Origin of the sequence: Microbacterium sp., from assembly GCF_017305435.1 — a bacterium.
In the GTDB taxonomy this organism is placed as follows: Bacteria; Actinomycetota; Actinomycetes; order Actinomycetales; family Microbacteriaceae; genus Microbacterium.
The window spans coordinates 29,616-55,426 of sequence record NZ_JAFKIP010000009.1; the positions used below are offsets into that span (position 1 = coordinate 29,616).

The 25,811-nt window shown below is 69.6% G+C and carries 24 protein-coding genes, 1 tRNA gene and 1 pseudogene; 17 read left to right on the forward strand and 9 right to left on the reverse strand.

Annotated elements, in window-relative coordinates; all coding sequences use genetic code 11:
• Nucleotide 1: 1 nt before the first annotated feature.
• Nucleotides 2-370, forward strand: a complete 369-nt coding sequence (locus J0I43_RS15710) for a three-helix bundle dimerization domain-containing protein (protein WP_292866055.1) — start codon at nucleotides 2-4, stop codon at nucleotides 368-370.
• Here the strand turns inward: J0I43_RS15710 and J0I43_RS15715 are convergent.
• Both J0I43_RS15715 and J0I43_RS15720 read right to left on the reverse strand, forming a co-directional pair.
• Complete coding sequence (locus J0I43_RS15715) at nucleotides 296-1,393, reverse strand: cation diffusion facilitator family transporter (RefSeq protein ID WP_292866058.1); 1,098 nt, start codon at nucleotides 1,391-1,393, stop codon at nucleotides 296-298. The genes J0I43_RS15710 and J0I43_RS15715 overlap by 75 nt on opposite strands.
• The gene (locus J0I43_RS15720) at nucleotides 1,390-1,755 is read right to left on the reverse strand and encodes a metalloregulator ArsR/SmtB family transcription factor (protein WP_292866061.1); all 366 of its coding nucleotides are present in this window, start codon (nucleotides 1,753-1,755) and stop codon (nucleotides 1,390-1,392) included. Before J0I43_RS15720 ends, J0I43_RS15715 begins: the two co-directional genes overlap by 4 nt.
• A gap of 289 nt (nucleotides 1,756-2,044) precedes the next feature.
• On the opposite strand from J0I43_RS15720, the gene J0I43_RS15725 reads away from it, so the two are divergent.
• The 9 genes and pseudogenes from J0I43_RS15725 to J0I43_RS16465 all read left to right on the forward strand — a co-directional run.
• The gene (locus J0I43_RS15725) at nucleotides 2,045-2,320 is read left to right on the forward strand and encodes a hypothetical protein (RefSeq protein WP_292866064.1); all 276 of its coding nucleotides are present in this window, start codon (nucleotides 2,045-2,047) and stop codon (nucleotides 2,318-2,320) included.
• Complete coding sequence (locus J0I43_RS15730) at nucleotides 2,317-3,615, forward strand: hypothetical protein (protein ID WP_292866067.1); 1,299 nt, start codon at nucleotides 2,317-2,319, stop codon at nucleotides 3,613-3,615. Before J0I43_RS15725 ends, J0I43_RS15730 begins: the two co-directional genes overlap by 4 nt.
• Before the next feature lie 14 nt (nucleotides 3,616-3,629).
• Complete coding sequence (locus J0I43_RS15735; RefSeq protein WP_292866069.1) at nucleotides 3,630-4,940, forward strand: hypothetical protein; 1,311 nt, start codon at nucleotides 3,630-3,632, stop codon at nucleotides 4,938-4,940.
• A gap of 243 nt (nucleotides 4,941-5,183) precedes the next feature.
• Nucleotides 5,184-5,738, forward strand: coding sequence for a hypothetical protein (locus J0I43_RS15740; protein ID WP_292866072.1), 555 nt, complete (start codon nucleotides 5,184-5,186; stop codon nucleotides 5,736-5,738).
• Nucleotides 5,735-7,507 carry a TraM recognition domain-containing protein gene (locus J0I43_RS15745; protein WP_292866075.1) on the forward strand — a complete coding sequence of 591 codons (1,773 nt, stop codon included), beginning with the start codon at nucleotides 5,735-5,737 and terminating at the stop codon, nucleotides 7,505-7,507. Before J0I43_RS15740 ends, J0I43_RS15745 begins: the two co-directional genes overlap by 4 nt.
• Nucleotides 7,508-7,582: 75 nt before the next feature.
• Nucleotides 7,583-8,014 carry a single-stranded DNA-binding protein gene (locus tag J0I43_RS15750; protein ID WP_292866078.1) on the forward strand — a complete coding sequence of 144 codons (432 nt, stop codon included), beginning with the start codon at nucleotides 7,583-7,585 and terminating at the stop codon, nucleotides 8,012-8,014.
• Nucleotides 8,015-8,030: 16 nt separating this feature from the next.
• On the forward strand, nucleotides 8,031-8,603 hold the full coding sequence (locus J0I43_RS15755) for a hypothetical protein (RefSeq protein ID WP_292866081.1): 573 nt from the start codon (nucleotides 8,031-8,033) through the stop codon (nucleotides 8,601-8,603).
• A gap of 53 nt (nucleotides 8,604-8,656) precedes the next feature.
• Nucleotides 8,657-8,809: a hypothetical protein gene (locus J0I43_RS15760; RefSeq protein WP_292866084.1), complete on the forward strand. Its 153-nt coding sequence runs from the start codon at nucleotides 8,657-8,659 to the stop codon at nucleotides 8,807-8,809.
• A gap of 168 nt (nucleotides 8,810-8,977) precedes the next feature.
• Nucleotides 8,978-10,021 (forward strand): annotated as a pseudogene (locus J0I43_RS16465) (recombinase family protein); the annotation flags it as partial.
• Between the two features lie 616 nt (nucleotides 10,022-10,637).
• Here J0I43_RS16465 and J0I43_RS15775 read toward each other — a convergent pair.
• Nucleotides 10,638-10,710: transfer RNA gene (locus tag J0I43_RS15775), tRNA-Lys, on the reverse strand.
• 117 nt (nucleotides 10,711-10,827) lie between these two features.
• Nucleotides 10,828-11,490, reverse strand: a complete 663-nt coding sequence (locus J0I43_RS15780; protein ID WP_292866091.1) for a fasciclin domain-containing protein — start codon at nucleotides 11,488-11,490, stop codon at nucleotides 10,828-10,830.
• A 198-nt stretch (nucleotides 11,491-11,688) separates the two neighbouring features.
• On the opposite strand from J0I43_RS15780, the gene sigK reads away from it, so the two are divergent.
• The 4 genes from sigK (at nucleotide 11,689) to J0I43_RS15800 (ending at nucleotide 14,932) form a co-directional block, all read left to right on the forward strand.
• Nucleotides 11,689-12,303: an ECF RNA polymerase sigma factor SigK gene (gene sigK, locus J0I43_RS15785; protein ID WP_292866094.1), complete on the forward strand. Its 615-nt coding sequence runs from the start codon at nucleotides 11,689-11,691 to the stop codon at nucleotides 12,301-12,303.
• On the forward strand, nucleotides 12,293-13,114 hold the full coding sequence (locus J0I43_RS15790; RefSeq protein WP_292866097.1) for an anti-sigma factor: 822 nt from the start codon (nucleotides 12,293-12,295) through the stop codon (nucleotides 13,112-13,114). The genes sigK and J0I43_RS15790 overlap by 11 nt, the downstream gene beginning before the upstream one ends.
• 75 nt (nucleotides 13,115-13,189) lie before the next feature.
• Nucleotides 13,190-13,831, forward strand: coding sequence for a DNA-directed RNA polymerase subunit beta (locus J0I43_RS15795; protein WP_292866100.1), 642 nt, complete (start codon nucleotides 13,190-13,192; stop codon nucleotides 13,829-13,831).
• A 216-nt stretch (nucleotides 13,832-14,047) separates the two neighbouring features.
• Nucleotides 14,048-14,932 carry an aminodeoxychorismate lyase gene (locus J0I43_RS15800; RefSeq protein WP_292866103.1) on the forward strand — a complete coding sequence of 295 codons (885 nt, stop codon included), beginning with the start codon at nucleotides 14,048-14,050 and terminating at the stop codon, nucleotides 14,930-14,932.
• 144 nt (nucleotides 14,933-15,076) lie between these two features.
• Here the strand turns inward: J0I43_RS15800 and pstB are convergent, their stop codons facing one another.
• From pstB to J0I43_RS15820, 4 genes are all read right to left on the reverse strand, one after another.
• A complete protein-coding gene (pstB, locus tag J0I43_RS15805; RefSeq protein WP_292866106.1) occupies nucleotides 15,077-15,856 on the reverse strand; it encodes a phosphate ABC transporter ATP-binding protein PstB in 780 nt (259 codons plus the stop codon).
• A gap of 16 nt (nucleotides 15,857-15,872) precedes the next feature.
• The gene (pstA, locus tag J0I43_RS15810; RefSeq protein ID WP_292866109.1) at nucleotides 15,873-16,970 is read right to left on the reverse strand and encodes a phosphate ABC transporter permease PstA; all 1,098 of its coding nucleotides are present in this window, start codon (nucleotides 16,968-16,970) and stop codon (nucleotides 15,873-15,875) included.
• Complete coding sequence (gene pstC / locus J0I43_RS15815; protein ID WP_292866112.1) at nucleotides 16,967-17,965, reverse strand: phosphate ABC transporter permease subunit PstC; 999 nt, start codon at nucleotides 17,963-17,965, stop codon at nucleotides 16,967-16,969. The genes pstA and pstC overlap by 4 nt, the downstream gene beginning before the upstream one ends.
• Before the next feature lie 171 nt (nucleotides 17,966-18,136).
• Nucleotides 18,137-19,258 carry a phosphate ABC transporter substrate-binding protein PstS gene (locus J0I43_RS15820; protein WP_292866115.1) on the reverse strand — a complete coding sequence of 374 codons (1,122 nt, stop codon included), beginning with the start codon at nucleotides 19,256-19,258 and terminating at the stop codon, nucleotides 18,137-18,139.
• A 193-nt stretch (nucleotides 19,259-19,451) separates the two neighbouring features.
• Between J0I43_RS15820 and J0I43_RS15825 the strand changes: the two genes are divergently transcribed.
• From J0I43_RS15825 to J0I43_RS15835, 3 genes are read left to right on the forward strand one after another with little or no spacing between them, the layout of a single operon-like run.
• On the forward strand, nucleotides 19,452-20,048 hold the full coding sequence (locus J0I43_RS15825) for a hypothetical protein (protein WP_292866118.1): 597 nt from the start codon (nucleotides 19,452-19,454) through the stop codon (nucleotides 20,046-20,048).
• A 1-nt stretch (nucleotide 20,049) separates the two neighbouring features.
• Complete coding sequence (locus J0I43_RS15830; protein WP_292866121.1) at nucleotides 20,050-24,003, forward strand: Pls/PosA family non-ribosomal peptide synthetase; 3,954 nt, start codon at nucleotides 20,050-20,052, stop codon at nucleotides 24,001-24,003.
• Entirely contained in the window at nucleotides 24,000-25,307 is a 1,308-nt protein-coding gene (locus J0I43_RS15835; RefSeq protein ID WP_292866124.1) for a M1 family metallopeptidase, read from the forward strand. The genes J0I43_RS15830 and J0I43_RS15835 overlap by 4 nt, the downstream gene beginning before the upstream one ends.
• Here the strand turns inward: J0I43_RS15835 and J0I43_RS15840 are convergent.
• The gene (locus J0I43_RS15840; protein ID WP_292866127.1) at nucleotides 25,243-25,755 is read right to left on the reverse strand and encodes a chemotaxis protein CheY; all 513 of its coding nucleotides are present in this window, start codon (nucleotides 25,753-25,755) and stop codon (nucleotides 25,243-25,245) included. The two genes, J0I43_RS15835 and J0I43_RS15840, sit on opposite strands and share 65 nt — an antisense overlap.
• Nucleotides 25,756-25,811 lie beyond the last annotated feature (56 nt).

The following is a 25,811-nucleotide window of genomic DNA, read 5'->3' on the forward strand; positions in this document are numbered from 1 at the left end:
GATGTCACAGCACGAGCCGCACGCCAGCATCACGATCGACCAGGAAGCGGCCCTCGCCTCGGGTGCCGATCGATTGACGCGGGAGTTCGAGGGCACGTTCGGGCGGGAGACGATCGACCGGTTTCTGCATTCCTCCTACGCCGAGCTCGCGGTGCGCGCGACGGTGGCGAACTACCTGCCGCTGCTGACCGAGAAGTTCGCCCGCCAACGCCTGCGCGCCCTGGCCAAGGTCGACGGCCTTCAGGTCGACGGGAAGCCGACGGTGCTGTTCCTGTGCGAGTGGTCTTGGTTCACTTCAGGTCGTGAGTTCTGCTGGACTCGTGTGGGATGTGGCGAGGGTGCGGATGTGCATCTCGTCCACGTTGGGTAAATGTCGTTTGACGGATTCCTCGGCTTCAGCGGCGATGGTGTTCGCCTTGGTCAAGGGGACGTCCGGGATGCGGATGGTGGCGTCGCCGTGGAGGCGGTGGCCCACCCAGCGCAGGCGCACTTGTTCGATGCCGCGCACCTCGTGCACATGCTCCAGTGCGTGCGCGGCGCGTTCGACCAGCTCAGGCTCCACCCCGTCCATCAGGCGACGTCCGACGGATCGAATGGTGCCGATGAGCAGGACGAATATCATCAGCGAGATCACGAGCCCGACGATGGGGTCTGTCAGCGGGAAGCCGAGGAGCACCCCGATGCCGCCGAGGACGACGGCGAGGGAGGTGAACCCGTCGGTGCGGGCGTGGATGCCGTCTGCGACCAGGGCGGCGGAGCCGATCTTCCGTCCGACACGGATGCGGTAGACCGCCACCGCCTCGTTGCCGAGGAATCCGACGATGCCGGCGACGATGACCCAGCCGACATTCTCCAGCGGCTGGGGGTGGATGATGCGGTCAATGGACTGCCACGCGGCAACGACCGCGGACAGGACGACGACGAACACGATGAACAGGCCGGCAAGATCTTCGGCCCGGTTGAAACCGTAGGTGTAGCGCCGGGTCGCGACCCGACGTCCGAGGACGAACGCGATCCACAGCGGCACCGCGGTCAGGGCATCGGAGAAGTTGTGGATCGTGTCGGCCAGCAACGCCACCGAGCCGGAGAACATGACGATGATGCCCTGCAGGACAGTGGTGACCAGCAGAACGACGAGGCTGATCTTCAACGCCCTCACACCCGCCTTGCTGGCCTCCATCGCGTCGTCGATCGAGTCGGCCGCGTCGTGCGAGTGCGGCACGAAGATCCCGTAGAGGAGACCCCTGAATCCGGTCGGGTGCTCGTGTCCGTGGCCGCTGTGCTGATGCAGGTGTCCGTGAGCGCCATGCGAGTGCGAGTGGCCGTCAGGAGGATGAGGCTGCTCGTGGTCGTGACCAGCACCGTGGTCGTGGTCGTGGACCGTGGCGGTCATGCCTGCTCTTCCTGGCTGTGGTGGTGGCGAGGCGTGCCACCGAGGGAGTGCTCGGCCTGGAAGATCGCGTCCGAGACGAGCTGGGAGGCGTGCTCATTCTCCAGCCGGTAGAACACCCTCTGGCCCTCCTGTCGGGTCGCGACGATCCGCGCCAGGCGCAGCTTCGCCAGATGCTGCGAGACTGCGGCCGGAGTCTTTTCGACGGTTTCGGCGAGCTGGTTTACGGGCAGTTCTCCCGCCGCGCGCAACGCGAGGACAATCCGTACGCGCGTCGCGTCCGCGAGCATGGCGAAGACCTCGACGGCCAGCTCCACGAACTGACTGTCCGGATCAAGCCCGCATACTCGCTTATCTGCATCCATGCGCAGATTATTTCACAGGATTCTTGCCCGCGGGTTCACGAATCCAGACGCATCGACACGATTCCCGCGAATCGGTCACGAATTCCCGAAGAACGATCGGACGCCGCAAGACTGACGATAGGGCCCACGCACCTCCTGACATGGGCCAATGCGACGCGCACCTCCACCAACGAACTCACGGCAGTTGGGACAGGCCGTCAGTCCTCACTGCCGGCTGGGGGCGCCCGGCGCACCTCCTGGCTGGACGGCTCTACTGCCGTCCACTCGCACCGAGCCAGGAGGACATGCCATGTCTGCGACGACCGTCAGCCCGCCCCCGAACCAGATGCGCCCGCCGGGCAGGACATGGCGCCGTGCCGCGTCGGTTCTGATTGCGGTGCTCGTCGCGGTCAGCTCCCTCGTCTTCGGCGCCCTGCCCGCCCATGCGGGCAGCCACGGTGTCGGCTACGACGAGGGGCTGGGGTTCCTCGGCGCGTACAGCACCAACGTCGATGGACGGCAGGCGTACAGCATCGACCTCGGCGCCAACGCCCGTTCGGGCCGACCTCGGGACCGCAGACCGTGACCTCGCTGGATTCCCTCTCCCGCCAGGACCTCGCGCAGCTCAACTATGTCCTCGACCGCTGGGGGCAGTCGGGAGATCCGAACCTCACCTCCGCGGTCGCCCTGTTCGTGTGGTCGGTGGCCGATCCGGGCGTCTACAACAGCCACGGCATGTCGGGAGACGACTACTACGTGGGCCGCGCCCCGGCCGGCGCACGCGGCACGATCCTCGGCAACCTCGCGGTGATGCGGCAGGAAGCCTCCGTGAACGCAGTCACCGACCCTTCGCTGTCGGTCGCGCTGTCGATGGCCGACCAGTACGCGGGGACGCTGACCGTGCAGGCCAACCCGACGTCCTTGCAGGGCACCGCGACTCTCACCGGCGGCGTGTTCACCGGCGGCGGCTCCTCCCGCACCCTGGGCGCGGGCCAGTACGCCGTGACCGGCACCCCGCAGGACGGCACAGCCTCGTACCGCATCGAAGCGTCCATGAGCGTCGCCGCCGCCGGATACGGCGCGGCGGTCGACCTCTACACGACGCCGGACTCGCAGCGGACCATCGCCGCGGTCGCCGGCACCTCGACCGGCCTCTCAGCGCAGGCGCAGACCCCGATGATCGACCTGGACTTCCAGCCCGAGGCGACCACGCAGGTCTCCTCCCGATTCGTGGTGGAGGGCGACGCCTTCGCGGACGAGCTGGCCGTCACGGTGACCAAAGGCACCTGGATCAAGATCGGCGGGAGCCCGGTCCCGATCACCGCGACCGGAACCATGTACGGGCCGTTCGATGAGCAGCCGGCCGAGGCCGACGCCCCGCCGACCGGCGCGCCGGTCGCGGGGACCGAGACGGTCACGCTGACCGGTGCGGGCTCCTACATTTCGCCCGGCACGATCACCGCCCCGGAGTCGGGCTTCTACACCTGGGTGTGGGCGATCGACAAGAACGCCCAGGGCGAGACGGCCAAGTACCTGACCGATTCGTTCACCGACCGGTTCGGGCGGGTCGCGGAGACCAGCGTCGTGCCGTTCCAGCCCGAAGCGGTCTCCAAGGCCGACCAGCACCTGGCCGTGCCGGGCGAGACGCTGACCGACACGATCACGGTCACAAGCTCGAACGGGGCGTGGCTCAAGCGCGACGGGGCGTTCATCCCTGTCGTGTTCGAGGGCACCGCCTATCAGGTGCCCGGAACCCTCCCACCCGGCCGCGGTGCGGCCGTGCCATCCGGAGCGGTGCCGCTGGGCGCCGTCACGATCACGGCGGACGGCCGGGCGTCTACACCTCGCCCGAAGTCCTCGCCCCGACTGGCGGGTTCGTGACCTGGGTGTGGCAGATGCACAGGGCCACGCAGCCGGCGGATGTGCGCGACTACCTCGCCGCCGACTGGAGCGACCAGTACGGCGTCCCGGTCGAGACGAGCTCTGTGCGGTGGCCGCTCACGACGACCTCGCTGATGCGCGAGTACAACGTCCACGACGGCGGGCGCGCGTTCGACACCGTGACCGTCACCGGGTTCCCCGCGAACTACGGCGACTTCGCCGGCGACGGGTACTGGCAGGCCGACGCACCCGAGCTCACCCACACCGTCTACGGGCCGTTCACGGATGATGCGGTGCTCACCGACACCCTCGACCTGTCCGGCGCGCCGGTGCTGGCGACGATCACTACGCCCGCCCGGAACGGGGTCTACCGGCTCGGCTACACCGACGCCGACCGGATCACCCCGACCGAGCCCGGCTACTACGTCCTCGTCACCACCTTCCCCGGCGACGACCGGGTGCAGCCGTACCGCTCCTCGCCGGCGGACGTGCTCGAACGGTTCTTCGTCCCGCCGACCCCGGAGACCCCGCTGCCGGTCACGGTCATCGCGCAGGCGACCCCGGCCGCGCTGACCGGGCAGCCGTTCGCGGACACCGCGCTCGTGCAGGGCACGATCCCCGGCGGCGCGACCCTGGTGTTCCGCGCCTACGGCCCCGAACCCGCCGACACGACGCCGGTGTGCGAGACGCCCTTCTATGAGTCCGATCCGACCCCGGTCACCCAGGCCGGCGTGTACTCCTCCGGGCAGACGAGGACCGGCCAGGCCGGCACCGTCTACTGGATCGAGACCCTGTACGGCGAGGACGGCACCGTGCTCGCACAGGGCGCCTGCGGCGCGCCCGGTGAGACGACCGTCGTCACCGAGCAACCAACCGCGCTGACCCTCACCACCGTCGCCACGACGGCGGTCACCCTGGGCGGGCCCGCCCATGACACGGCGACCGTCACCGGGACCGTGCCCGAAGGGACGACGCTCGAGTTCGAGGCCTACCGGCAGGACGGCGACACGGCGACCTGCACCGCTGACGAGCTGGCGTTCACCTCCGATGCTCACTCTGTCACTGGACCTGGCGAGTACACCTCCGAGGATGTCGAGTTCGAGAAGGCCGGCACCTACTACTGGATCGAGACGCTGCACGGCCCGGATGGCACCGTGATCCACCGCGGCCTGTGTGGGGCGCCGAACGAGACCACCGCGGTCACGGCAGTCCCGGCCCCGACGCCGACTCCGGAGCTGCCTTCGACGCTGGCGTTCACCGGAACGGGTGACTGGCTGCTGCCGTTCGGCATCGGCGGCGGCATCCCCTCCTCGCCGGGGTGCTGACCCTCTGGTTCGGCCGCCGGCTGGCGATCTACCGGGAACGCAACGGCTACGTCCGCGAGGAGGACCAGGCGTTCCACGACCTCCTCAACAACGAGGAGGACTGACCACTCTGCCCCCGATCAGGGAAGGGCGCGCACCCCGGCCGGTGCGCGCCCTTCCCGTCTGTCACAGCTCCGTCCTCCCACCTCGGCAGGTTTGGCTGGGCGCACCTCTCCTCTGCCGCACGGAAGGAACAGCCGCATCATGAACCGCCCCCGCTACAAGCGCACCACTGACGAGGACGGCACCCCCGTGGCCTCGGAGGTGCCGGTCGTCCTGCCGCACGTCGTCATGGGCGTCGCTGAGGACGGCACGATGACCGTCACCATCGACGGCTTACCCCACCAGCCGCCGCCGTTCGCCCCGCCCTGGCGGCGGGATGCGTTCGCGCAGGTGCTCGACGAGATCACCGGCCGGCGCCGCTCACCCGTGCGGGTCGAGGTCCGGGAGGCGGACGGCACCGTGTTCACCGACATCGTCACGCCCGGCCGGCGGCGACGCCCCGAGCCAGATCCCACGCTGATGCCGATGGCGGAGGAGCGCGCGACTGGCATTCCCGAGCTCGTCATGCTGCACGGCGAGGGGTTCGTTCCTGGGGAGGACGTGGCGGTCGCCATCGTCGTCGCCCACGGCGACGCCGCCCCGGACGGCACGATGCGCGGCCTGCTCACCGCGGAACAAGCCGCGACCAGCCCGACCCGCGAGGTCATCCTGCTCGGCCGGGTCTCCGGGACGCTGGCGATCGGGCATCCCGAGTGAGCACCCCGCGCCCGGCCGGGCCGCTCGGAGACGAGCTGACCAACCTCGGCATCGGTCTCCTGATCGCGGCCGCGATCCTCGCCGGCATCCTCCGCGGCGCTGGGTCGCTCGCCGCCTGGATCACCGGCACGACCCAACCCGCCGGCGGCATCGAAGCCGGCCTCGGCGTCCTGCTCCACGCCGGCGACCCGGCAGTGCCACTCGCCGCGCCCGGGCTGAACGCCGCCGCCTACTGGATCACCGCCGCCGTCCTCATCGTCGGAACCGGCGCGCTCGGCTGGTGGGTGTGGGGCGCCGTCCATGAGCACGGCCGTCAGGTGAAGGCCGACCCATACCGCATCGCCGGGATCGCCACCCGGACCGAGGTCGCCGCGGCGGCGTCGGAGAAGGCGCTGCTGCGCCGCGCGCAACATCTGCGGCCCACACTCGACAAGCCGACCCCGAAGGACGTCGGATACTGGATCGGCACCTCCCGCGGGCACGGGGTCTGGGCGTCGGTCGAGGACTCGATACTCCTGCTCGGCCCGCCCCGCAGCGGCAAAGGTGTCGGCATCGTCATCAACATGATCCTCGACGCACCAGGCGCGGTCGTGACCACCAGCACCCGGCCCGACAACCTCACCGCGACCCTCCGCGCCCGGCAGAAGATCGGACCCGTCGCCGTCTTCGACCCACAACACCTGGCCGAAGGCGTACCCGCAGGGCTGCGCTGGTCACCCATCCGCGGATGCGAAGACCCGCTGACCGCGATGATCCGCGCGGCCGGCCTCGCTGCCGGCACCGGGCTCTCAGCAGGCGGGGTCGAGGGCGGCGGGTTCTGGGAAGGCAAGACCAGGAGCGCCCTTCAAGCCCTGCTCCACGCCGCAGCACTCGACCACCGCGGCCCAGCCGAGCTATTCCGGTGGACCCTCGACCCCTCCGTCGCCGCCGAGGCCGTGGCGATCCTCACCGCGAACCCCCACGCCGCAGTCGGGTGGGCCGACTCGCTGCAGGCGATGATCGAGTCCGACCCCAGGACCCGCGACTCCATCTGGCAAGGCGTGTCGCTCGCGCTCGCCGCACTCGCGGACCCCCGCGTGCTCGACGCGGTGAGCCCACGCGAGGGCGAGGACTTCGACCCCGAAGCGTTCCTGCGAGCCAAGGGAACCCTGTACCTGCTGGCGACCGGAGCGGGAGCGAACAACTCCGCCGCGCTGGTCGCCGCGTTCGTGGAAGACCTCGTGGAAGCCGCCCGGCACATCGCCGCAACCAGCCCTAGTGCCAGGCTCGACCCGCCGCTCCTCCTCGCATTGGATGAGGTCGGGAACCTCGCACCCTTGCCGTCGTTGCCGACGCTGATGTCCGAGGGAGGGGGCACCGGCATCACCACGATGCCTGTGCTCCAATCGCTCGCCCAAGCTAGGGAGAAGTGGTCGGAGAACGCCGCGGGAGCGATCTGGGACGCCTCAATCGTCAAGGTCATCCTGGGCGGCGCCTCGAACTCCAAGGACCTCCACGACCTCACCACTCTCATCGGCGAGCGCGATGAGCTGACCGACTCCACCACAGTCGGCGACCACGGCTCCCGCTCCGCACAGCGCTCGATCCGCCGGGTGCCGATCATGCCGCCCGACGCCATCCGAACCCTCCCGTTCGGCACCGCGCTCGTGCTGCTGCGCTCCGCCGCGCCCATTGTGACCCGTCTGAGGGCATGGACGGCCCGCCCGGACGCCGCGCTACTCCGCGCCAACCGTGCGGACATCGAGGCCCTGTTGGAGCGCCGACCGTAGGAGAACGCGGACGCACCTGTCTGGCAGGGCGACTTCACCGTGAGGCCGCCGTCGATGTCAGAAGGGGACAGTCCGATGGCTATCCACACGCAGGAGTCGGTCTCGGGGTTCATCGCGTCCGACCCGCAGCTCAGGTATACAGAGCAAGGCGACGCACGCTTCTACGCCAAGATCGGCCAGGAGCATTACCGCAAGGAATCCGACGGGTCGTTCACTCAGACCGAGACGACCTTCCACGACCTCGTGGCTTTCAAGAAGACCGCGGAGCGCGCCCACGCCAGGTTCGCCAAGGGCGACAAGTTCATCGCCGAGGGCTACATCCGCGAGTACGACCGCGTCGAGCCGGGTGGTCAGAACATCCGCGCGGAGGAGTTCGTCGCCAAGAAGCTCGGCCACGACCTCGCCCGTACCAGCTACGAAGTCGACCGAACCCGTCGTTCCCAAATCGCTGCTGTGCATGAAGCCCCTGTTGGGCAGACGAGGGCCGCACCGGCGCTCGGGATGTGACAAGGAGACGTCGATCGTGAGTGATTACGACTCCGTCCCCGAGCCGGACGAGCCCGAACCGGGCGACGAACCTGAGGACGCGGAAGGGTCACTGCTGCCCGAACCGCCTCACCCGATCAACTGGAACCTGCTCAACGCCGAGGAGGCCGAGGCCGAGTGGCTGGAGCTCAACAAGTGGGTCAACTGGCTGCGCCGAACCTACGGTCTCCCGGCTTCCGTGATCCCGCCGTTCTGGCACCGGCATCCCGAGGTCGTGTGGGAACTCAGCGCGCTGCACCTGCACTGGCTGTGCGCCTACGACCCCGAGCAGAATGGCTCGGCCCCGCTGGGCTGGCATCGCGATTTCGCTGACGCCCGCCAACGGCTGCGCGATTGGGTCGCCGCCTGCGGCACCCGCCTGGATCGCGATCGCCCCACCCGACAGACCGCGTGGCCGGGCGAGGACGCCACCCAGCCCGTTGAGGACCGGATCATCGCCAACCGCGACGAGGACTTCGTGCAGTTCGTCCTCGATGATGTCGCCGCACGCCGCCAGGCTGAGGACGAGTTCTACGCGGGCCTCGATCCGCGGACCGGCGAGCTGTCATGACCCGACAGCGGCGTAGTCGGCGGGCGCGAGAACGTGACTACCGAGTCGAGGCGGTGCCCCGGCAGTTGCCCGAGTTGCACAAGCTCGCGCAGGTCTTTCTCGGCATGGCCGTCGCACGGGCGGAACTCAACGGCAGACGCGGTGAAGAGCGATCGCCGGACGAACTCAACGAATCCGAGCCCGAAGGCGGTAGCGAGGTAGAATGAAAGCACATCGCCACAGTCCGTATAAGCGGGCTGGGTGCGCGGTCCTGTTGCCTTCGTGGCTTACCTGCGGCCCTTCCGGCTGCTGGTCGTGTTTCCGATTACGAGTCGCACTGCATGACGCTTCGCCGTCGTGCTGGCTCCCACCTTTGGTGAGAGGAAACACGACTCATGACCCTGGCACCTCCGGCACCGCCTACGAGCCTTGACCGCTTGGGCGAGACCACGACGCTCGCCGTCTCCTATCTGCGCGTCTCCACCAAGGAACAGGCAGAGCGCGGAGGCCGCAATGAGGGCTTCTCGATCCCAGCCCAGCGTGACGCGAATCTGCGCAAAGCCCGTGACCTCAACGCGATCGTCGTAGAGGAGTTCATCGACGCGGGCGAGTCCGCACGCAAGGCCGACCGGCCCGAGCTGATACGGATGATCGAGTACGTAAAGACCCACCATGTCGCATACTGCATCGTCCACAAGGTCGACCGGCTTGCCCGCAACCGCGCCGACGACGTAGCGATCCACCTCGCACTCAGGGAGGCCGGGGTGATGCTCGTCTCGGCCACGGAGAACATTGATGAGACGCCTTCGGGGATGCTATTGCACGGCATCATGTCCACGATCGCAGAGTTCTACTCTCGCAACCTCGCCAGTGAGGTCGCCAAAGGCATGACGCAGAAGGCGGCCACCGGTGGCACGGTTGCCCGCGCACCCCTCGGCTACCTCAACGTCCACAGACGCGACGAGCTGGGTCGCGACGTGCCCACCGTTGAGCCAGACCCTGACCGCGCCGCGCTCGTCAAGTGGGCGTTCGAGGCATACGCGAGTGGGAACTACTCGACCATCACCTTGCGGGAGGAGTTGATCGACCGCGGGCTGACGACCGTGCCGACTCCGAAGCGCCCCGCGAAGCCGCCCGCTCTCTCCACGATCCAACGGATGCTGTCGAACCCGTACTACAAAGGCGACGTGATCTTCCGTGGCGCCTCCTACGACGGTCTGCACGAGCCGCTCGTCAGCCCCGAGAGGTGGTACCGGGTGCAGAACGTACTCACCGCTCACCAGGTCTCCGGGGAGAAGACGCAGGCCCACGACCACTACCTGAAAGGCACGATCTACTGCGGCGACTGCGGCTCCCGGCTCATGGTTACCCATGCCAAGAACCGGCACGGCAACGTCTACCCGTACTTCATCTGCGCCGGGCGGCACTCCAAACGCACCAACTGCATCCGGCAGGCGATGCCCGTAGCCGACATCGAGCAGAAGATTGAGGACTACTACCGGCAAGTGCAGATCCCCGAACACATCGTCACCGCGCTCCGGCACATGCTCACTCGCCAGTTCGATGACCTGCGCACCGCGAGTAAGGCGGAGCGACGGACGCTGACGACCGAACGCGACCAACTCCGAGACGAACGCCGCAGCCTTCTGCACGCCCACCACGCCGGAGCCGTGCCGCTCGACTTGCTCAAAGAGGAACAAGACCGCCTCTCCCGGCGGCTCGCGTTCCTCGACTCGCGCATCGAGGCGGGGGAAGTCGAGTACGACCAGGCCAAAGCCCACCTGGAAGACTGCCTGGCCCTGGCCGGCAATGCTCACGCGATCTACATGAGCCTCGATGATTCGCTGCGCCGCATCGCCAACCAAGCGTTCTTCGAGCGCATCAACATCTACGAGGTCGAGAGCACCGACACCGTGGATGCAGAGCACGGCGAGCCCTTCGACACGCTGTTCGATCCCGCTCTCCACGCGGAGGCGCTGGCCTTCGATGCGCGGCTACAGGCAGGCGACGATGCTCAACCCGCTCGTGTCGCGGGTTTGAACATCGAACATTGGGTGGGCCCCGTGGGGCTCGAACCCACGACCCGCGGATTAAAAGTCCGATGCTCTACCGACTGAGCTAGAGGCCCGTGTCTCTAGCGTATCGGCAACGACGCGGTGCGGCCGCCGGCACCCCCGCGCCGACGGCCGCACCGTCTTCCTCCCCCTTGTCCCGAGGGGAAGAGTCCCCCGAAGGGGAGTCGTGATCAGTTGGTGGGCATAAGCACCGTGTCGATCAGGTAGACGGTCGCGTTGGCGGTCTTGACTCCGCCGCAGATGACCTTGGCGTCGTTGACCATCCAGTCATCGCCCGAGCCCGTGACGTTGACCTCGCCGCCTTCGACGGTCTTGTGCATGCCCGCGATGTCGGCCGGCGCGATCTGGCCGGGGACGACGTGGTACGTCAGGATCTTCGTGAGCGTCGCGCTGTCGGTCTTGAGCGACTCGATCGTCGCCGGGTCGATCTTCGCGAAGGCGTCATCCACCGGCGCGAACACCGTGAACTCGCTGCCGTTGAGCGTGTCGACCAGGTTGACGTCGGGGTTCAGCTGCCCGCTGACGGCCTGCGTGAGGGTCTTCAGCAAGGGGTTGTTGGATGCCGCGACCGCCACCGGATCCTGCGACATCCCCTCGACCGAACCGGCGCCCGAGGGCACAGCCTGCGCGTAGGCTGCGCATCCCGGCCCCACGAGGTCAGAGGCCGTGTCGTTCATCATGTCGTCGGGCGTCATCGACGGCGTCGACTGTTCCATCGCCGCGGGCGTCGTCGCCTCGGGCGTGGATGAACCCATGGAACACGCCGACAGGGCGAATGCCCCCGCGATCGTCAAGGTGAGAGCTGCGGTGATCTTCTTCTTGGTGCTGAGCATGATGCCTCCGGTGTTCGGGAGGTCGCGGGAGTGCGGCCTCGAGGGTGGTTCGGAGTCCGTGCGCAATCGGATGGGCCGATTTTCCGGTCAATCCGAAACCGCCCTCGCCGCGAACCACTTGCGATACAGCCGGGCGTCGAGGCTTACTCGCTCACGCTCGAGTGATGCAAGGGTGCGACAGGGGGTGCGCAATGCGGCATGCTGTGTGGGATGGTCATCGACGGAATGGATGTGACGGCAGGCGAGGGCGCCGACCGTCCGCGCGACCACGCCGCCGAACTCCTCGAACGCGTGGCGGCGCAGGACCAGGGGGCCTTCGCGCAGCTGTACGACCTGTTGTCGTCTCGCGTGTTCGGGCTCGTTCTGCGGGTGCTGGTCAACCGCGCCCACGCCGAAGAGGTGTTGCAGGAGGTCTTTCTCGAGATCTGGCAATCCGCCGCGCACTTCGCTCCGAACAAGGGGCAGGGGAGGGCGTGGATCATGACGATCGCGCATCGACGAGCGGTTGACCGGGTGCGGTCGGCGCAGTCGAGCGCCGACCGCGACGAGCGGGCGGGGCTGCGAGAGTTGCGTTCCGAGCCGGCCGGCGTCGACGAGCAGGTGGAGCTGCGGATCGAGAGTCGGCGGGTGGCGCGGGCGCTCGACGCACTGCCCGAACCCCAGCGCGAAGCGCTGACCCTCGCCTACTTCGGGGGCTACAGTCAGAGCGAGATCTCGGCCATGACCGGGACGGCACTGGGGACGATCAAGACGAGAATGCGTGACGGGCTGTCACGCCTGCGCCACGAGATGGGGGTGACCGATGAGCGATGAGATGACGGTGGGCGAGTTCGCCGAGCTCTCCGCCGGTCACGCCCTGAGCGCGCTGTCCGCCGAGGACGCTGAGCGCTTCCGCGCCGCACGCATCGCCCATCCCGAGTGGGAGGAGATCGCCGCGCAGGACGAGCTGACGGCCTCGACGCTCGCCGAGGGTGCCGCGCCGGTTGCGCCACCGCTCGACGTGCGCTCGCGCCTGCTCGCGGCGATCGTCCCGCCCCTCGCGGCCGACCCGGCAGCGGATCCGCAGGCCGCGGACGAGGGCCAGGCCGCGGACGACATCCCCGAGACGGTGCCCCCGGCATCCCCGCCGACGGCGCCGTCGACGGAGATCGTACAGACCGTGCAGCGCCGAAATTGGACGCGGGGGCTGTTCGCGCTCGTGGCCTCCTTCGTGCTGCTCGTCGGCATCGGCTGGGGCGTGGGGGCTGTCTCGCAGGTGTGGCAGACGCCCGCGTCGGTGACGGCGCTGCACGAGATCCAGGATGCCCCGGACGCGGCGTCCGCGCAGGCCGAGTTCGACGGAGGCACGGCGACGGCGCACTGGTCGGTGAGCCTCGGCAAGGTGGTCCTCGTCGCCGACGGGCTCCCGGAGATCCCCTCGGACCGGACGTTCGAGCTGTGGTACGTCCGCGGCGACGCGGCGATCGCCGCGGGTACCTTCTCCGCTGACGGCGGCACGAGCACGGCCCAGCTCAGCGGGCAGATGCAGCCGGGCGACGTCATCGCCGTGACCGTGGAGCAGGCGGGCGGTTCGCCGGACGGCACGCCGACGACGACCCCGGTGCTGACGGTGCCGACCGCCTGACCGCGCCCGGCGAGCTCCCCGCGGACGGCGAGCGCGGCCAGCGCGGCCCCACGGCCTCGCGGGTAGCCTGGTGGAGTGACAGACGACGCGCGACGTGAGTACCATCGGCCCGTCCACCGGCCCGCGGACACCTTCGATCGGCGCTTCGGGTCCACCGATCCCGCGGAGGTGTCGCGCGCAGCGCACGCCACGGCATCCGCCTTGCTCACCCGTGTCCGCGATGAACCGGAGGGCGAGGTCGTCGACCGCCTCGTGAGCTTCACCGACACGCACGGCATCGACACGCTCGCCGAACTCTGGTCGCATTCCCCGGCCCTGTCGCTGCCGGGCGCGCTGTGGCGGCTCTACCTCCTGCAGCTCATGGTGCGTCGTGATGCCCGCACGGCGGCGCTGCTCTACGAGCGCGGCCGATCGGCGCTTGGAACCGTGGACGACGTCGTCGCCGGTGCGCCGACCCCGGCCGGTCCCGAGGAGCTCATGGCCCTCGTCGATGAGATCCTGCGCGGCGTCTTCACGGGCGACTTCGCGGTCGCGCTCGAACGGGCGGCATCCTTCTGCCGTGTCGAGGCGGCGGGTTCGCTCGACCTCGCGGACGACCACGACGTCGCCGAACCCGACCGTGCGGCCGGCTTCACGACGCGTGCCCTGCGTCTCGACACCTATGCCGCCGAGCTCACCGCGTGCGCGGGCCTGTGGCGCCGCGACAGCCTCACCTGAGTCCGCGCCCATCCGCGCGCCCCCGCGCCCCCGCGCCCGGGCCGATCGCGCCGCTCATGCGGGCAGAGAAGTGCCGGGCCGCAGAACGCCTCTCGGCGCGAGGCCGCTCAGAGCGGCGAAAGATGGAGCCCGGGGTTACTGCGGCCCGGCTATAGGAGTCTAACAACGCCGCCGCGGTGGATCATTCCCGCGACTGCGCTCGCTTAGGCTCACACCATGGCCTGGCGCTTCGCACTCATGATCGATCCCATCGCCGCGGACACGTCCCGCGCCGATCTCGCCGACACCTTCACGCCGGTGGATCCCGCGGCCCCGGCGCTCACCGTCGGCGAGCTCAGCACGCAGCGCGGCGACGGCATCTTCGAGTCGATCGGCGTCGTGGACGGGCACGCGCAGGAGGTCGGCCCGCACCTCGAACGTCTCGCGCACTCCGCGCAGCTGTGCGAGCTGCCCGCACCGAACGCGGCGCAGTGGCGTGCGGCCGTCGAGCTCGCGGCGGCGCACTGCGGCGCGGGGGAGTCCGTCATCAAGCTCATCCTCAGCCGCGGCGTCGAGCACGGACCGGCTCCGACTGCGTGGGTGACGGCCGCCGAGGCATCCGACTTCTCGCGCGCGCGTCGCGACGGCATCTCGGTCGTGACGCTCGATCGCGGCTACCCGCTGGACGTGCCGGCGCGGGCGCCGTGGCTCCTGCTGGGGGCGAAGACGCTGTCGTACGCCGTCAACATGGCGGCGCTGCGCGAGGCGCGCCGCCGCGGCGCCGACGATGCGATCTTCACGACGACCGACGGCTACGTGCTCGAGGCGCCGACGGCCTCACTCATCCTGCGGCGCGGCGATACGTTCGTCACTCCCGCGCCCACCGCCGGCATCCTGCACGGCACGACCCAGCTGAGCCTGTTCGAGCACCTCGAGGCGCGGGGGTTCGCGGTCGCCTACGAGACGATCCCTGTCGACACGCTCCCCGTCGCGGATGCCGCCTGGCTCGTCTCGAGCGTGCGCCTCGCCGCGCCCGTCACCGCGATCGACGGGGCGGCGCTGCCGGTGGATGCCGAGTTCACGGCATCCCTGAACGCCTATCTGTTGAGCCCGCGCGACTGACGCACTCCCACCCTGCCTCTCTCCCTTTCACCATGTCCCACTTGTGGCTGTTTCAGCGCGCTGAAACCGACCACAACTGGGACAGGCCTCGCCCGAAGTGGGACGGCGGGTGAGGACGACGGAGGAGCGGGGAGAGTGTGCGGATCAGCCGAAGCGGCCGGAGACGTAGTCCTCGGTCGCCTGCACCGACGGCGTCGTGAAGATCGTGTTGGTGTCGTCGTACTCGATGAGCTTGCCGGGCTTGCCCGTGCCGGCGATGTTGAAGAACGCCGTCTTGTCCGAGACTCGCGACGCCTGCTGCATGTTGTGGGTGACGATGACGATCGTGTAGTCGCTCTTCAGCTCCTGGATGAGCTCCTCGATCGCGAAGGTCGAGATCGGGTCGAGCGCCGAGCAGGGCTCGTCCATGAGGAGGACATCGGGGGAGACGGCGATCGCCCGTGCGATGCAGAGGCGCTGCTGCTGACCACCCGACAGCCCCGCGCCGGGCTTGTCGAGCCGGTCCTTGACCTCGTTCCAGAGGTTGGCGCCCTGCAGCGAGCGCTCCACGAGGGCATCGCCGTCGGACTTCGAGATGCGCTTGTTGTTGAGCTTCACGCCCGCGAGGACGTTTTCCCGGATCGACATCGTGGGGAACGGGTTGGGCCGCTGGAAGACCATGCCCACGTGGCGACGCACGAGCACGGGGTCGACGCCCGGGCCGTACAGGTCGTCGCCGTCGACGAGGACCTTGCCCTTGACGTGGGCGCCGGGGATGACCTCGTGCATGCGGTTGAGTGTGCGGAGGAACGTCGACTTGCCGCAGCCCGATGGGCCGATGAACGCCGTCACGGCGCGCGGCGCGATGTCCATGGAGACGCCCTCGACAGCGAGGAATTCGCTGTAGTAGACGTTGAGGTCCTCGACTTCGATGCGCTTGGACACGGTTGCCTTTCCTTATTCAGCGCGCCTTCGGCGCGAAGACCATCGCGACGATCCGGGCGATCAGGTTGAAGATGACGACGATGATGACCAGGAGGAGCGCGGCGCCCCACGCCTGGGCCTGGGAGGCGTCGATGTCCTTCCCGGGGAAGCTGTAGGCCGTGTATGCCATGACCGGGAGGGTCTGCATGGGCCCGTTGAACGGGTCGGCGTTGAAGTTGTCGGTGAAGCTCGCCGCGATGAAGATCGGCGCCGTCTCGCCGACGACGCGGGCGACGGCGAGGACGACGCCCGTGATGATGCCGCTCGCCGCGGTGCGAAGGACGACCTTGATGATCGTGACCGAGCGCGGCACGCCGAGGGCGAAGGATGCCTCGCGCAGGTCGCTCGGCACGAGCCGGAGCATCTCCTCGGTCGAGCGGATGACGATGGGGATCATCAGCACGCTGAGCGCGATCGCCGCGGAGAATCCGCTGAACGCCTTCGGCCCGACGATCAGGGCGAAGAGCGAGAAGGCGAACAGACCGGCGACGATCGAGGGGATTCCGGTCATCACGTCCACGAGGAACGTGATCGACCGTCGCAGCGGGTTGTTCGGCTGTGCGTACTCGACGAGATAGACAGCGGCGAGGATGCCGATCGGCACGGAGATGAGGGCGGCGATCCCGGTCACGATGAGCGTTCCGACGACGGCCTGCAGCGCTCCGGGCGTCGAGACGACTTCGAGGGTGTTGGGGTCGAAGGTCGTACCGCCGACCTGTGTGATGAAGTTCCAGGACAGCACCGACACGCCCTTGGAGACGACCGTCCACAGCGTCGAGATGAGCGGGGCGACGGCGAGGACGAACGCGGCGGTGACCAGACCGCGCACGACACGGTCGGTGGCCTTGCGGCGACCCTCGACGATCGTCGAGAAGACGCCGATGCCGATGAGGTAGACGATGGCGCTGAAGATCAGCCAGGTGGCGAGGTTGAAGCCGCTCAGGACGAACTGGAGTGCGGCGACGAGCGCCAGTGCGGCGACGAGGGCGGCCGGTTCGACGAACCGGGGCAGCCGGCCGCTCGTCAGCGACAGTGCGGTCGACGGAGGGGTCGTCGGCGTGGTGATCTGGGTCACGAGCGCTTTCCTCTCTTGCGGCCCTTCGCGCCCGGACCGGTCGCGGCGATGATGTAGCGCGCCAGCATGTTGACGGCGAGGGAGACGACGAAGAGCATCAGACCGGTGCCGATGAGCGCCGAGCGCTGCAGATCGGTCGCGATGGGGAAGTTCAGGGCGATGTTCGCCGCGATGGTCTGCGAGTTGTAGCCGTCGGTGAGCAGGGCCACGGAGTAGATCAGGCTGGGTGAGACGATCAGCGCGATCGCCATCGTCTCGCCCAGCGCACGGCCGAGGCCGAGCAGGGTCGCGGAGACCATGCCGCTGCGGGCATAGGGGATGACGGCGAGCCGGACCATCTCCCAGCGGGTCGCGCCGAGCGCGAGGGCCGCCTCCTCGTGCAGGCGCGGTGTCTGCAGGAAGATCTCGCGCGTGATGGAGGTGACGATCGGGAGGATCATGACCGCGAGCACCACGCCACCGGCGAGCATGGTCGACCCGGTGCTGGACACCGGGCCCCGGAAGAGCGGGATCCAGCCCAGGTAGTCGTTGAGGAACTGCGCGAAGGGAATGAGCAACGGGCGCATCACGATGATGCCCCAGAGTCCGAAGACGATGGAGGGTACCGCAGCGAGCAGGTCGATGATGTACCCGAGGAAGCCCGCGATGCGGCGCGGTGCGTAGTGCGAGATGAACAGCGCGATGCCGATGGCGACGGGCGTGCCGAGGACCATCGCGATGAGGGCGGCCCAGACGCTTCCCCACAGGAGCGGTCCGACGTAGTCCCAGAAGTTCGCCCAGTCCTTGTTCTGGTATCCGGCGAGGTCGCCTTCGCCCCAGTTCGCGGTGATGGCCGGCAGGCCCTTGAGGATCAGGAAGATCGCGACGCCGGCCAGGATGACCATGATCGAGACCGCAGCCGTGGTGGACAGGCCGAGGAAGACCGAGTCGCCGGCGCGGCGCCCTCCTGTGATGGAAGAGCGCTTCTGGCTGGGCGCAGCGGTGACGTCAGTCACGACGGGCCCCCAGATCGAACGGGGTCATGTGTTCTCTCCTCGGGTCGGGAAGATCGCAGAGGCGGATGTTCGGAGGTCCGGCTCAGCAGAGTCGTCGACGCGGGGTCGAAGGCCCTGCTCAGCCCGTTCCGGCCTGCACGAGAGTGCGCAGGCCGGAACGGGACCGAGGTGTTACTTGATGCTGTTCAGCGTCTCCGCGGCGGCGGTGAGAACCGACTCGGGCAGCGGCGCGGAGCCGGCGTTCTTCTCGGCGACCGACTGACCGAGCGAGCTCGTGACGAAGCCGAGGTACGACTTCACGAGCTCCGCCTGAGCGGCATCCTTGAACGTCGTGCAGACGACGGCGTAGGACACCAGCGGGATCGGGTAGGCGTCAGCGGAGAGCTTGGCGTAGTCGAACTTCTTCGACAGGTCGCCCGGGACGCCGTTGGAGGCGTCCACCGCGGCCGACTCGAAGGCAGCGGCGGCGGCGTCGCCGCTGTAGGCGACGGCCTTGCCGTCCGTGAGGATCGATGCCGCGTTCAGCGTGCCGATGGCGGAGTGGTCGGCGTAGCCGATCGTGCCGGTGCCGGCCTTGACGGCCTCGACGACACCCGATCCGCCCTTCTGCTTGGACACGTTGCCCTCGACCGGCCAGTCCTTGCCCGCGGGGGAGGTCCAGACCGCGGACTGCGTCGCCGCGAGGTAGTTGGTGAAGTTCTGGGTCGTGCCCGAGCCGTCCGAGCGCGCGACGGTGGTGATGGGACCGGCGGCCAGCGCCGTCCCGTTGTCCTTCGTGATCGCCGGGTCGGACCAGTCGGTGATCTGGAGCGCGAAGATCTTCGCGATCGTCTCGCCGCTCAGGGTCAGCTCGGTGACGCCGGGGATGTTGAAGATGATCGCGACGCCATCGAGGTAGACGGGGATGTTGACGCCACCCTCGGTGCAGATGGCCTTCGACTGGGCGGTCTGGTCGGCGTTCAGGGGCGCGTCGGAGCCCGCGAAGTCGTACGCGCCGCTGAGGAAGTTCGTGACGCCTCCGCCCGAGCCCTGCGACTTGTCGTAGTTGATCGTGACGTTCTTCGCGGTGGCGTTGTAGGCGCTCGTCCACGCGGCCTGCGCGTTGGACTGGGCGCTCGAGCCGCCGGCGGTGATGGTGCCGGAGAGGCTGGGGTCGATCTCGAAGGCGACCGAGCTGGGGGTGGGGCTCGCGCTCTCCGACGGCGTGGCCGCGGGAGTCGACGAACATCCGGCGAGGGAGAGGGCCGCGACGGCGGCGACAGCGCCCAGCTGGGCGATGCGGGTGAGCTTCACTGTGAGTCCTTCAGGTAGTCAGGGTGGTGCTGCCCGGTGCAGGGCACGTTGGGGACGGTAGACGCCGACTCTTACGAGACGGCGCTGTGGTGGTGAACGGGAGGTGAACGAGCCGGGGGCAGTCGGCGCGACGGTGCACGCCGCAGATCAGGTGTTCGCGGGACGTTCACGTCGGCTGACTATTCTGTCGCGCATGGCGAAGACGACGAAGGACGAGCGCGCCGCTCTCGAGGCGATCGACGAGGCGGCCGATGCCGTCTCGCGGGCGAAGAAGCTGCGACGGTCTCTCCCCAAGAAGCAGGGGCGGAAACTCGATGACGCGATCGACGAGGCGCGGGACGCCGCGGACGTGACGAAGAAGCGCATCCGTCGCGCTCCGCGCGATGTCGCGCGGACGGCGGAACGCGCGGCCCGTCGCCTCGAGCGTGCCGTGGCGAAGGTCGTGGCCGCCGTGGAGCACAAGGAGCGTCTCCGGGCGGACGCGCGGGCCGCCGCAGAGGCGGCCGAGGCCGCGGAGCGCGCTGCTGCGCTGCGTGCCGAGGAGGCCAAGGCCGCCCGGAAAGCGGCACGGCGCGCGGAGAAGGACGCGGCGCGCGCGGAGCGGGCGGCCGAGCTGGCGAGCGACGCGCTCACAGTCCAGCTGGCAGCGCGTCCCGTGGAGCCGGACGCAGAGGCGGAAGGAGCGCTCGCCGCGATGACCGTCGCGCAGTTGCGCGCCAAGGCGCGTTCCGAGGGGCGCAGCGGATACTCCCGGCTGGCGAAGGCCGCCCTGATCGACCTGCTCAGCTGACGTGGAGTCGGATGTTCAGGCGGTTCTCGACCGCCGCGCGCAGGCCGCTCCGGCACGCACACTGGTCGATGTCCTTCGCGAGAGCACAGCGCGCTATCCCGAGGCCTCGGCGATCGATGACGGCTCCGGCGCGCTGAGCTACCGCGAGCTGACGGCCCGCGTGGGCGCGACGGCCGCGCGCCTCCACGCCGCAGGCGTGCGACGCGGAGACCGGGTCGGAGTGCGGATGCCGTCCGGCTCGAAGGAGCTCTACGTCGGAATTCTGGGCATCCTCGCCGCCGGTGCGGCTTACGTGCCCGTCGACGCCGACGACCCCGATGAACGGGCACGACTCGTCTTCGGCGAGGCGCGCGTGCGCGGAGTGATCACCGGGACGGGCGAGTTCACCGCTGCGGACGGAATCGCCGAGGAGCCCGATTCGGTGGAGCTCTTCGATGGCGACGCGCCGCATCCGTCGACGCACGCCGTCGTCACCGTCCCACCGCCCGATCCCGCCGATGACGCCTGGGTCATCTTCACCTCGGGGTCGACCGGTGTGCCCAAAGGGGTGGCGGTCTCGCATCGCTCGGCCGCGGCGTTCGTCGATGCCGAGGCGCGGCTCTTCCTGCAAGGGGCGCCGCTCGGCCCCGACGATCGGGTCCTGGCGGGGCTGTCGGTGGCCTTCGATGCCTCCTGCGAGGAGATGTGGCTCGCGTGGCGGCACGGTGCGTGCCTCGTGCCGGCACCACGGTCCCTCGTCCGGTCGGGTGAGGACCTCGGCCCGTGGCTGCTCCGCCAGGGGATCACCGTCGTCTCCACCGTGCCGACGCTGGCTGCGATGTGGGCCACCGCGGCGATCGAGAACGTCCGACTGCTGATCTTCGGCGGGGAGGCCTGCCCTCCGGAGCTCGCCTCCCGGCTGGCCGACGATGGACGCGAGGTCTGGAACACCTACGGTCCGACGGAGGCGACGGTCGTGGCGTGCGCGGCGCTCCTGGACGGCACCTCACCGGTGCGCATCGGTCTCCCGCTCGACGGCTGGGCGCTGGCGGTCGTGGACGGCGAGGGTCGGCCCGTGGCCGAAGGTGGCATCGGCGAGCTCATCATCGGAGGCATCGGGCTCGCACGCTACCTCGACTCCGAGAAGGATGCCGAGAAGTACGCCCCGATGCCGTCGCTCGGATGGGAACGCGCTTACCGATCCGGCGATCTCGTCCGCTTCGAGGCGGCGGGGCTCGTCTTCCAGGGGCGCGCCGACGATCAGGTCAAGGTCGGCGGTCGCCGGATCGAGCTGGGCGAGGTCGAGAACGCTCTGCAGGATCTCCCCGGCGTGACCGGTGCCGCGGCGGCAGTACGGACGACCGAGGCGGGCGTGCCCGTGCTCGTCGGCTACCTGGCCGCGGCATCCGACTTCGATCGTCTTGCCGCCCGCGCCGCGCTCGCCGAGCGTCTGCCCGCGCCGCTCGTTCCCCTGCTCGCGGTCGTGGACGAGCTCCCCGTGCGCACGTCGGGCAAGGTCGACCGGGCGGCGTTGCCGTGGCCGCTGCCGAACGTCGAGATCCCGGCCTCCGACATGTCGCCCGCAGAAGCCTGGCTGGCCGCGCAGTGGCAGGCCGTGCTGGGCCTGCCGGTCACCGACCGCAAGGCGGACTTCTTCGATCTGGGCGGCGGGTCGCTCGCCGCCGCGCAGCTCGTCTCGCGCATTCGCGCCCGCGTCCCCGACTTCTCGGTCGCCGACGTCTACGACATCCCGCGCCTGAGCGCGATGGCGAAGGCGGTCGGGCACGCGCTGCGCGACGAGGACATCGCCTTCCATCGCCCCGAGCCGACGCCACGCCGCATGCAGTGGCTCCAGACCCTCCTCGGAGCGCCGCTGTTCATCATCAGCGGCTTCCGCTGGATGCTCTACCTCCTCGCCGCGTCGGCGATCCTGCGACTTTTCCCCGGTTTCGACGTGCTGCCCGAGACGCCGGTGGCGCTTCTCGTGATCGGCCTGCTCCTGTTCGCCACCCCGTTCGGGCGGATGGCGGTGGCGGTTCTCGCGGCACGGACGCTCCTCGCGGGGCTGCGGCCCGGCGACTACCCGCGGGGCGGTGGGGTGCACATCCGTCTGTGGCTCGCGGAGCAGATCGCCGATCAGGTGGATGCCGTGGGACTCTCCGGCGCACCGTGGATCAGCTACTACGCGCGTGCGCTCGGCGCCCGTATCGGACGGGGCGTGGATCTGCACGCGCTCCCGCCGATCACCGGCATGCTCGAGATCGGGGACGGCGCCGCGATCGAACCCGAAGTCGACCTGTCCGGGTACTGGATCGACGGAGATGTCGTGCGCATCGGCGGCATCCGCATCGGCGCCGACGCGACGATCGGATCTCGGAGCACCCTCGCACCGGGCACCCGAATCGGCCGGCGCGCGGAGATCGCGCCGGGCTCAGCAGTCTTCGGTCGCGTCCGCGCAGATCAGACGTGGGCGGGCTCGCCCGCAGAGCGCGTCGGCGGCGCGGGTGAGCGACCGGGTTCGGGAGCCGATCCGTGGCCCGCCGAGCGGGCGCCGGCTCCCACCCGTTGGCTGTGGGCGTACGCGGCGTCGGCGCTGGGACTCGCCCTCCTGCCGCTCGTCGCCTTCGCCGCCGCCGGTGTCGTCGTCGCCTGCGGCATCGCGGGGGCGGAGACCCTGGGCGCCGCGTTCCTCGGCGCGCTGACGTGGCTCGTCCCCGCGGTCGTCGTGGCAGGCCTCGTCGTCGCCGTGACGGTGGTCGTGGCCGTCCGGCTGCTCTCGATCGGACTCGCCGAAGGCGTCCATCCCGTCCGCAGCCGCATCGGCTGGCAGGCATGGACGATCGAGCGGTTGCTCGACTCCGCACGCACCATCCTGTTCCCGCTCTACTCGAGCCTGTTCACGCCCGTGTGGCTGCGGATGCTCGGTGCGCGCGTGGGCCGGGACGTCGAGGCATCCACCGTCCTCCTTCTGCCCTCCATGACCCGCATCGAGGACGGCGCGTTCCTCGCCGACGACACCATGGTCGCCTCCTACGAGCTGCGCGGCGGGTGGATGCGCCTCGGTCGCGTGCAGATCGGCAAGCGCGCGTTCCTCGGCAATTCGGGTATGGCCGCCCCCGGTCACCGCGTGCCGCGCGACGGCCTCGTCGCCGTCCTCTCCTCGGCGCCGGCGAAAGCGAAGCCGGGCTCATCCTGGCTCGGTTCGCCAGCCGTGCGCCTGCGGCGTCTGTCCGCGGAGGGCGACGAGTCGCGCACCTACCAACCGCCGGCGGGCCTTCGAGTGGCGCGGACGCTGTGGGAGCTCTGCCGCTTCGTCCCGGTCGTCGTCACCTGCGCGATCGGCCTCGCGGTGCTCTTCACCCTGGCGGCCGCGATCGAGGCGTGGGGGCTCGGCATCGCCGTCCTCGTCTCGGGACTCGTCCTGCTGGCGGCGGGCGCCTTCGCCGCCGCGGTCTCCACGGCGGCGAAATGGCTGATCGTCGGCCCGATCCGTGCAGGCGAGCAGCCGCTGTGGTCGAGCTTCGTCTGGCGTACGGAGGTGTCGGACACCTTCACCGAGATGGTCGCGGCGCCGTGGTTCGCGCGGTCGGCGGCAGGCACTCCGGCGCTCGCCGTGTGGCTGCGCTCGCTCGGCTCGACGATCGGCCGCGGCGTCTGGTGCGACAGCTACTGGCTGCCCGAGCCCGACCTCGTGACGCTCGGCGACGGGGCGACGGTCAATCGCGGCTGCGTTGTGCAGACGCACCTGTTCCATGATCGAATCATGAGCATGGACACCGTCGAACTCGAAGCGGGAGCCACCCTCGGCCCGCACAGTGTCATTCTGCCCGCGGCATCCATCGGCGCGCACGCGACCGTGGGACCGGCCTCACTCGTCATGCGCGGCGAGTCCGTGCCGGTCGGATCGCGCTGGAGCGGAAACCCCATCGGCCCGTGGCGGGCAGTGAAGGTCCGCGCCTACCAGTCGACATCGTGAGCGGGCATGACCCCTACGCACCCGAGAGCGGCGATCCGTCGTACGACGTCGAGTCCTACGACCTCACGCTCGACTACCGTGTGCGGACCAATCGGCTCGAAGGGCGCGCGGTGCTCAACGCCGTCGCGGCGGTGCCGGTCTCTGCGGTGAGCATCGATCTCGTGCGCCTCCGCGCGACGCGCGTCCGGGTGGACGGCGAGCGACGGACCTCGTTCTCCCAGGGTCCGCGGAAGCTCCGCGTCACGCTGCCGCGCCGGATGGCGCCGGGCGAGCGCTTCTCGGTCGAGATCGTCTACGCAGGCGCGCCGGCGCCGCGACGGTCGAGATGGGGTGCGATCGGCTGGGAGGAGCTCGAGGACGGGGCGCTGGTGGCATCCCAGCCCACGGGGGCTCCGACCTGGTTCCCCTGCAACGACCGTCCGGACAACCGTGCGCGCATGCGCGTGTCGTTGACGACGGATGCCGATTACCTCCCCGTCGCCACAGGGCGCCTGCGGGGCGTGCGTACTGCCGCCGGCCGTGTGACCGCCGAGTCTGAGTCGACCGTCCCAGTCGCCACCTACCTCGCCGCGGCGCACATCGGCCGCTACGAATCCCGCACCCTGACGGGCGACGATCGTGTGCGCCTGGTGTCGCCGCCCACGTTGCGCTCCGCCGCCGACCGGGCTTTCGCCGACGTGCCCGCGATGCTCGCGCTGTTCGACGGAGCGTTCGGCGCATACCCGCAGGAGGATTGCACGCTCGTCGTGACGCCCGATGAGCTCGAGATCCCGCTCGAGGCGCAGGGGATGGCCGTCTTCGGGGCCAATCATCTCGTCGCCGCCGAGCAGCGCCTCATTGCGCACGAGCTGGCGCATCAGTGGTTCGGCAACAGCGTCGGCATCGCCCACTGGCGGGACATCTGGCTCAACGAGGGCTTTGCGTGCTTCGCGGAGTGGATGTGGTCAGAGCGCGCGGGCCGGGCCACGATCGCGCAGAAGGCGGCGAAGCACCACGCGCGGCTGAGCGCCCTGCCGCAGGACCTCCTCCTGTCCGATCCGGGCCCGGACCTCATGTTCGACGACCGTGTCTACAAGCGCGGAGCGCTGACTCTGTATGCGCTGAGGTGCGCGCTCGGTGAGAGTGTCTTCACCGAGATCCTGCGTGGGTGGGCGGAGCTCCATCGGCATCTGCTCGCGACGACGGCGGATTTCCGAGCCTTCGTGGCGGCGCGCACCCCCGTCGATGTCGAGCCGGTGTTCACGGCGTGGTTGGACAGTCTCGACCTGCCTCCCCTTCCGGAGTCCACGCCAGTGCGACGCTGAGCAGGACTCCCGGCGCGAGAGCGCGCTCCGCGGAAGGGGCGGGCTCCACTCCGGTGACGGGGCAGTCCCGACCCGGGACGCGGGCACGCCAGCCGTCGATGGTCTCGGCGATCTCCACGTGGGCCGGGTCGATCCGCAGTCCACGTCCGTCCGCCTTCAGCGCCGCCTCGGTACGCACCCAGCGCAAGAGGCCGCCCGGGGCGCCCCCCGCGGCGTTGCGCACTGCGTCTTCGAGAGGTTCCGCGTCGATTCCGAGGCCCGTCGGCACGAAGCCGGCGCGGTGGACACGCGGGTGCACGGCGACGACCGCGATCGTTCCCGCGTAACTGACCGACGCGAGCCATGGCGCGCCGGTGACCTGCACGGGTCCGTGCGGCCCGCCGCAGTACGGGCATCGAGCGGAGAGCGCGGCCTTCGGATGTCCCGCCGCCGCGAGGAGGTCACGCACAAGCGACCAGGCGACGTCCCGGCGTTCCGTGCGAGCGGCGGGTGCGGGCGCCCACG

Bases quoted from the DNA above. Each gene is read 5' to 3' on its own strand.
- J0I43_RS15735 (WP_292866069.1), top strand. From the start codon at position 3,630: ATGCACAGGGCCACGCAGCCGGCGGATGTGCGCGACTACCTCGCCGCC.
- J0I43_RS15790 (WP_292866097.1), top strand. From the start codon at position 12,293: ATGAGCGATGAGATGACGGTGGGCGAGTTCGCCGAGCTCTCCGCCGGT.
- J0I43_RS15740 (WP_292866072.1), top strand. From the start codon at position 5,184: ATGAACCGCCCCCGCTACAAGCGCACCACTGACGAGGACGGCACCCCC.
- sigK (WP_292866094.1), top strand. From the start codon at position 11,689: ATGCTGTGTGGGATGGTCATCGACGGAATGGATGTGACGGCAGGCGAG.
- J0I43_RS15780 (WP_292866091.1), bottom strand. From the start codon at position 11,490: ATGCTCAGCACCAAGAAGAAGATCACCGCAGCTCTCACCTTGACGATC.
- J0I43_RS15725 (WP_292866064.1), top strand. From the start codon at position 2,045: ATGTCTGCGACGACCGTCAGCCCGCCCCCGAACCAGATGCGCCCGCCG.
- J0I43_RS15750 (WP_292866078.1), top strand. From the start codon at position 7,583: ATGGCTATCCACACGCAGGAGTCGGTCTCGGGGTTCATCGCGTCCGAC.
- J0I43_RS15800 (WP_292866103.1), top strand. From the start codon at position 14,048: ATGGCCTGGCGCTTCGCACTCATGATCGATCCCATCGCCGCGGACACG.
- J0I43_RS15720 (WP_292866061.1), bottom strand. From the start codon at position 1,755: ATGGATGCAGATAAGCGAGTATGCGGGCTTGATCCGGACAGTCAGTTC.
- J0I43_RS15825 (WP_292866118.1), top strand. From the start codon at position 19,452: ATGGCGAAGACGACGAAGGACGAGCGCGCCGCTCTCGAGGCGATCGAC.
- J0I43_RS15710 (WP_292866055.1), top strand. From the start codon at position 2: ATGTCACAGCACGAGCCGCACGCCAGCATCACGATCGACCAGGAAGCG.
- J0I43_RS15715 (WP_292866058.1), bottom strand. From the start codon at position 1,393: ATGACCGCCACGGTCCACGACCACGACCACGGTGCTGGTCACGACCAC.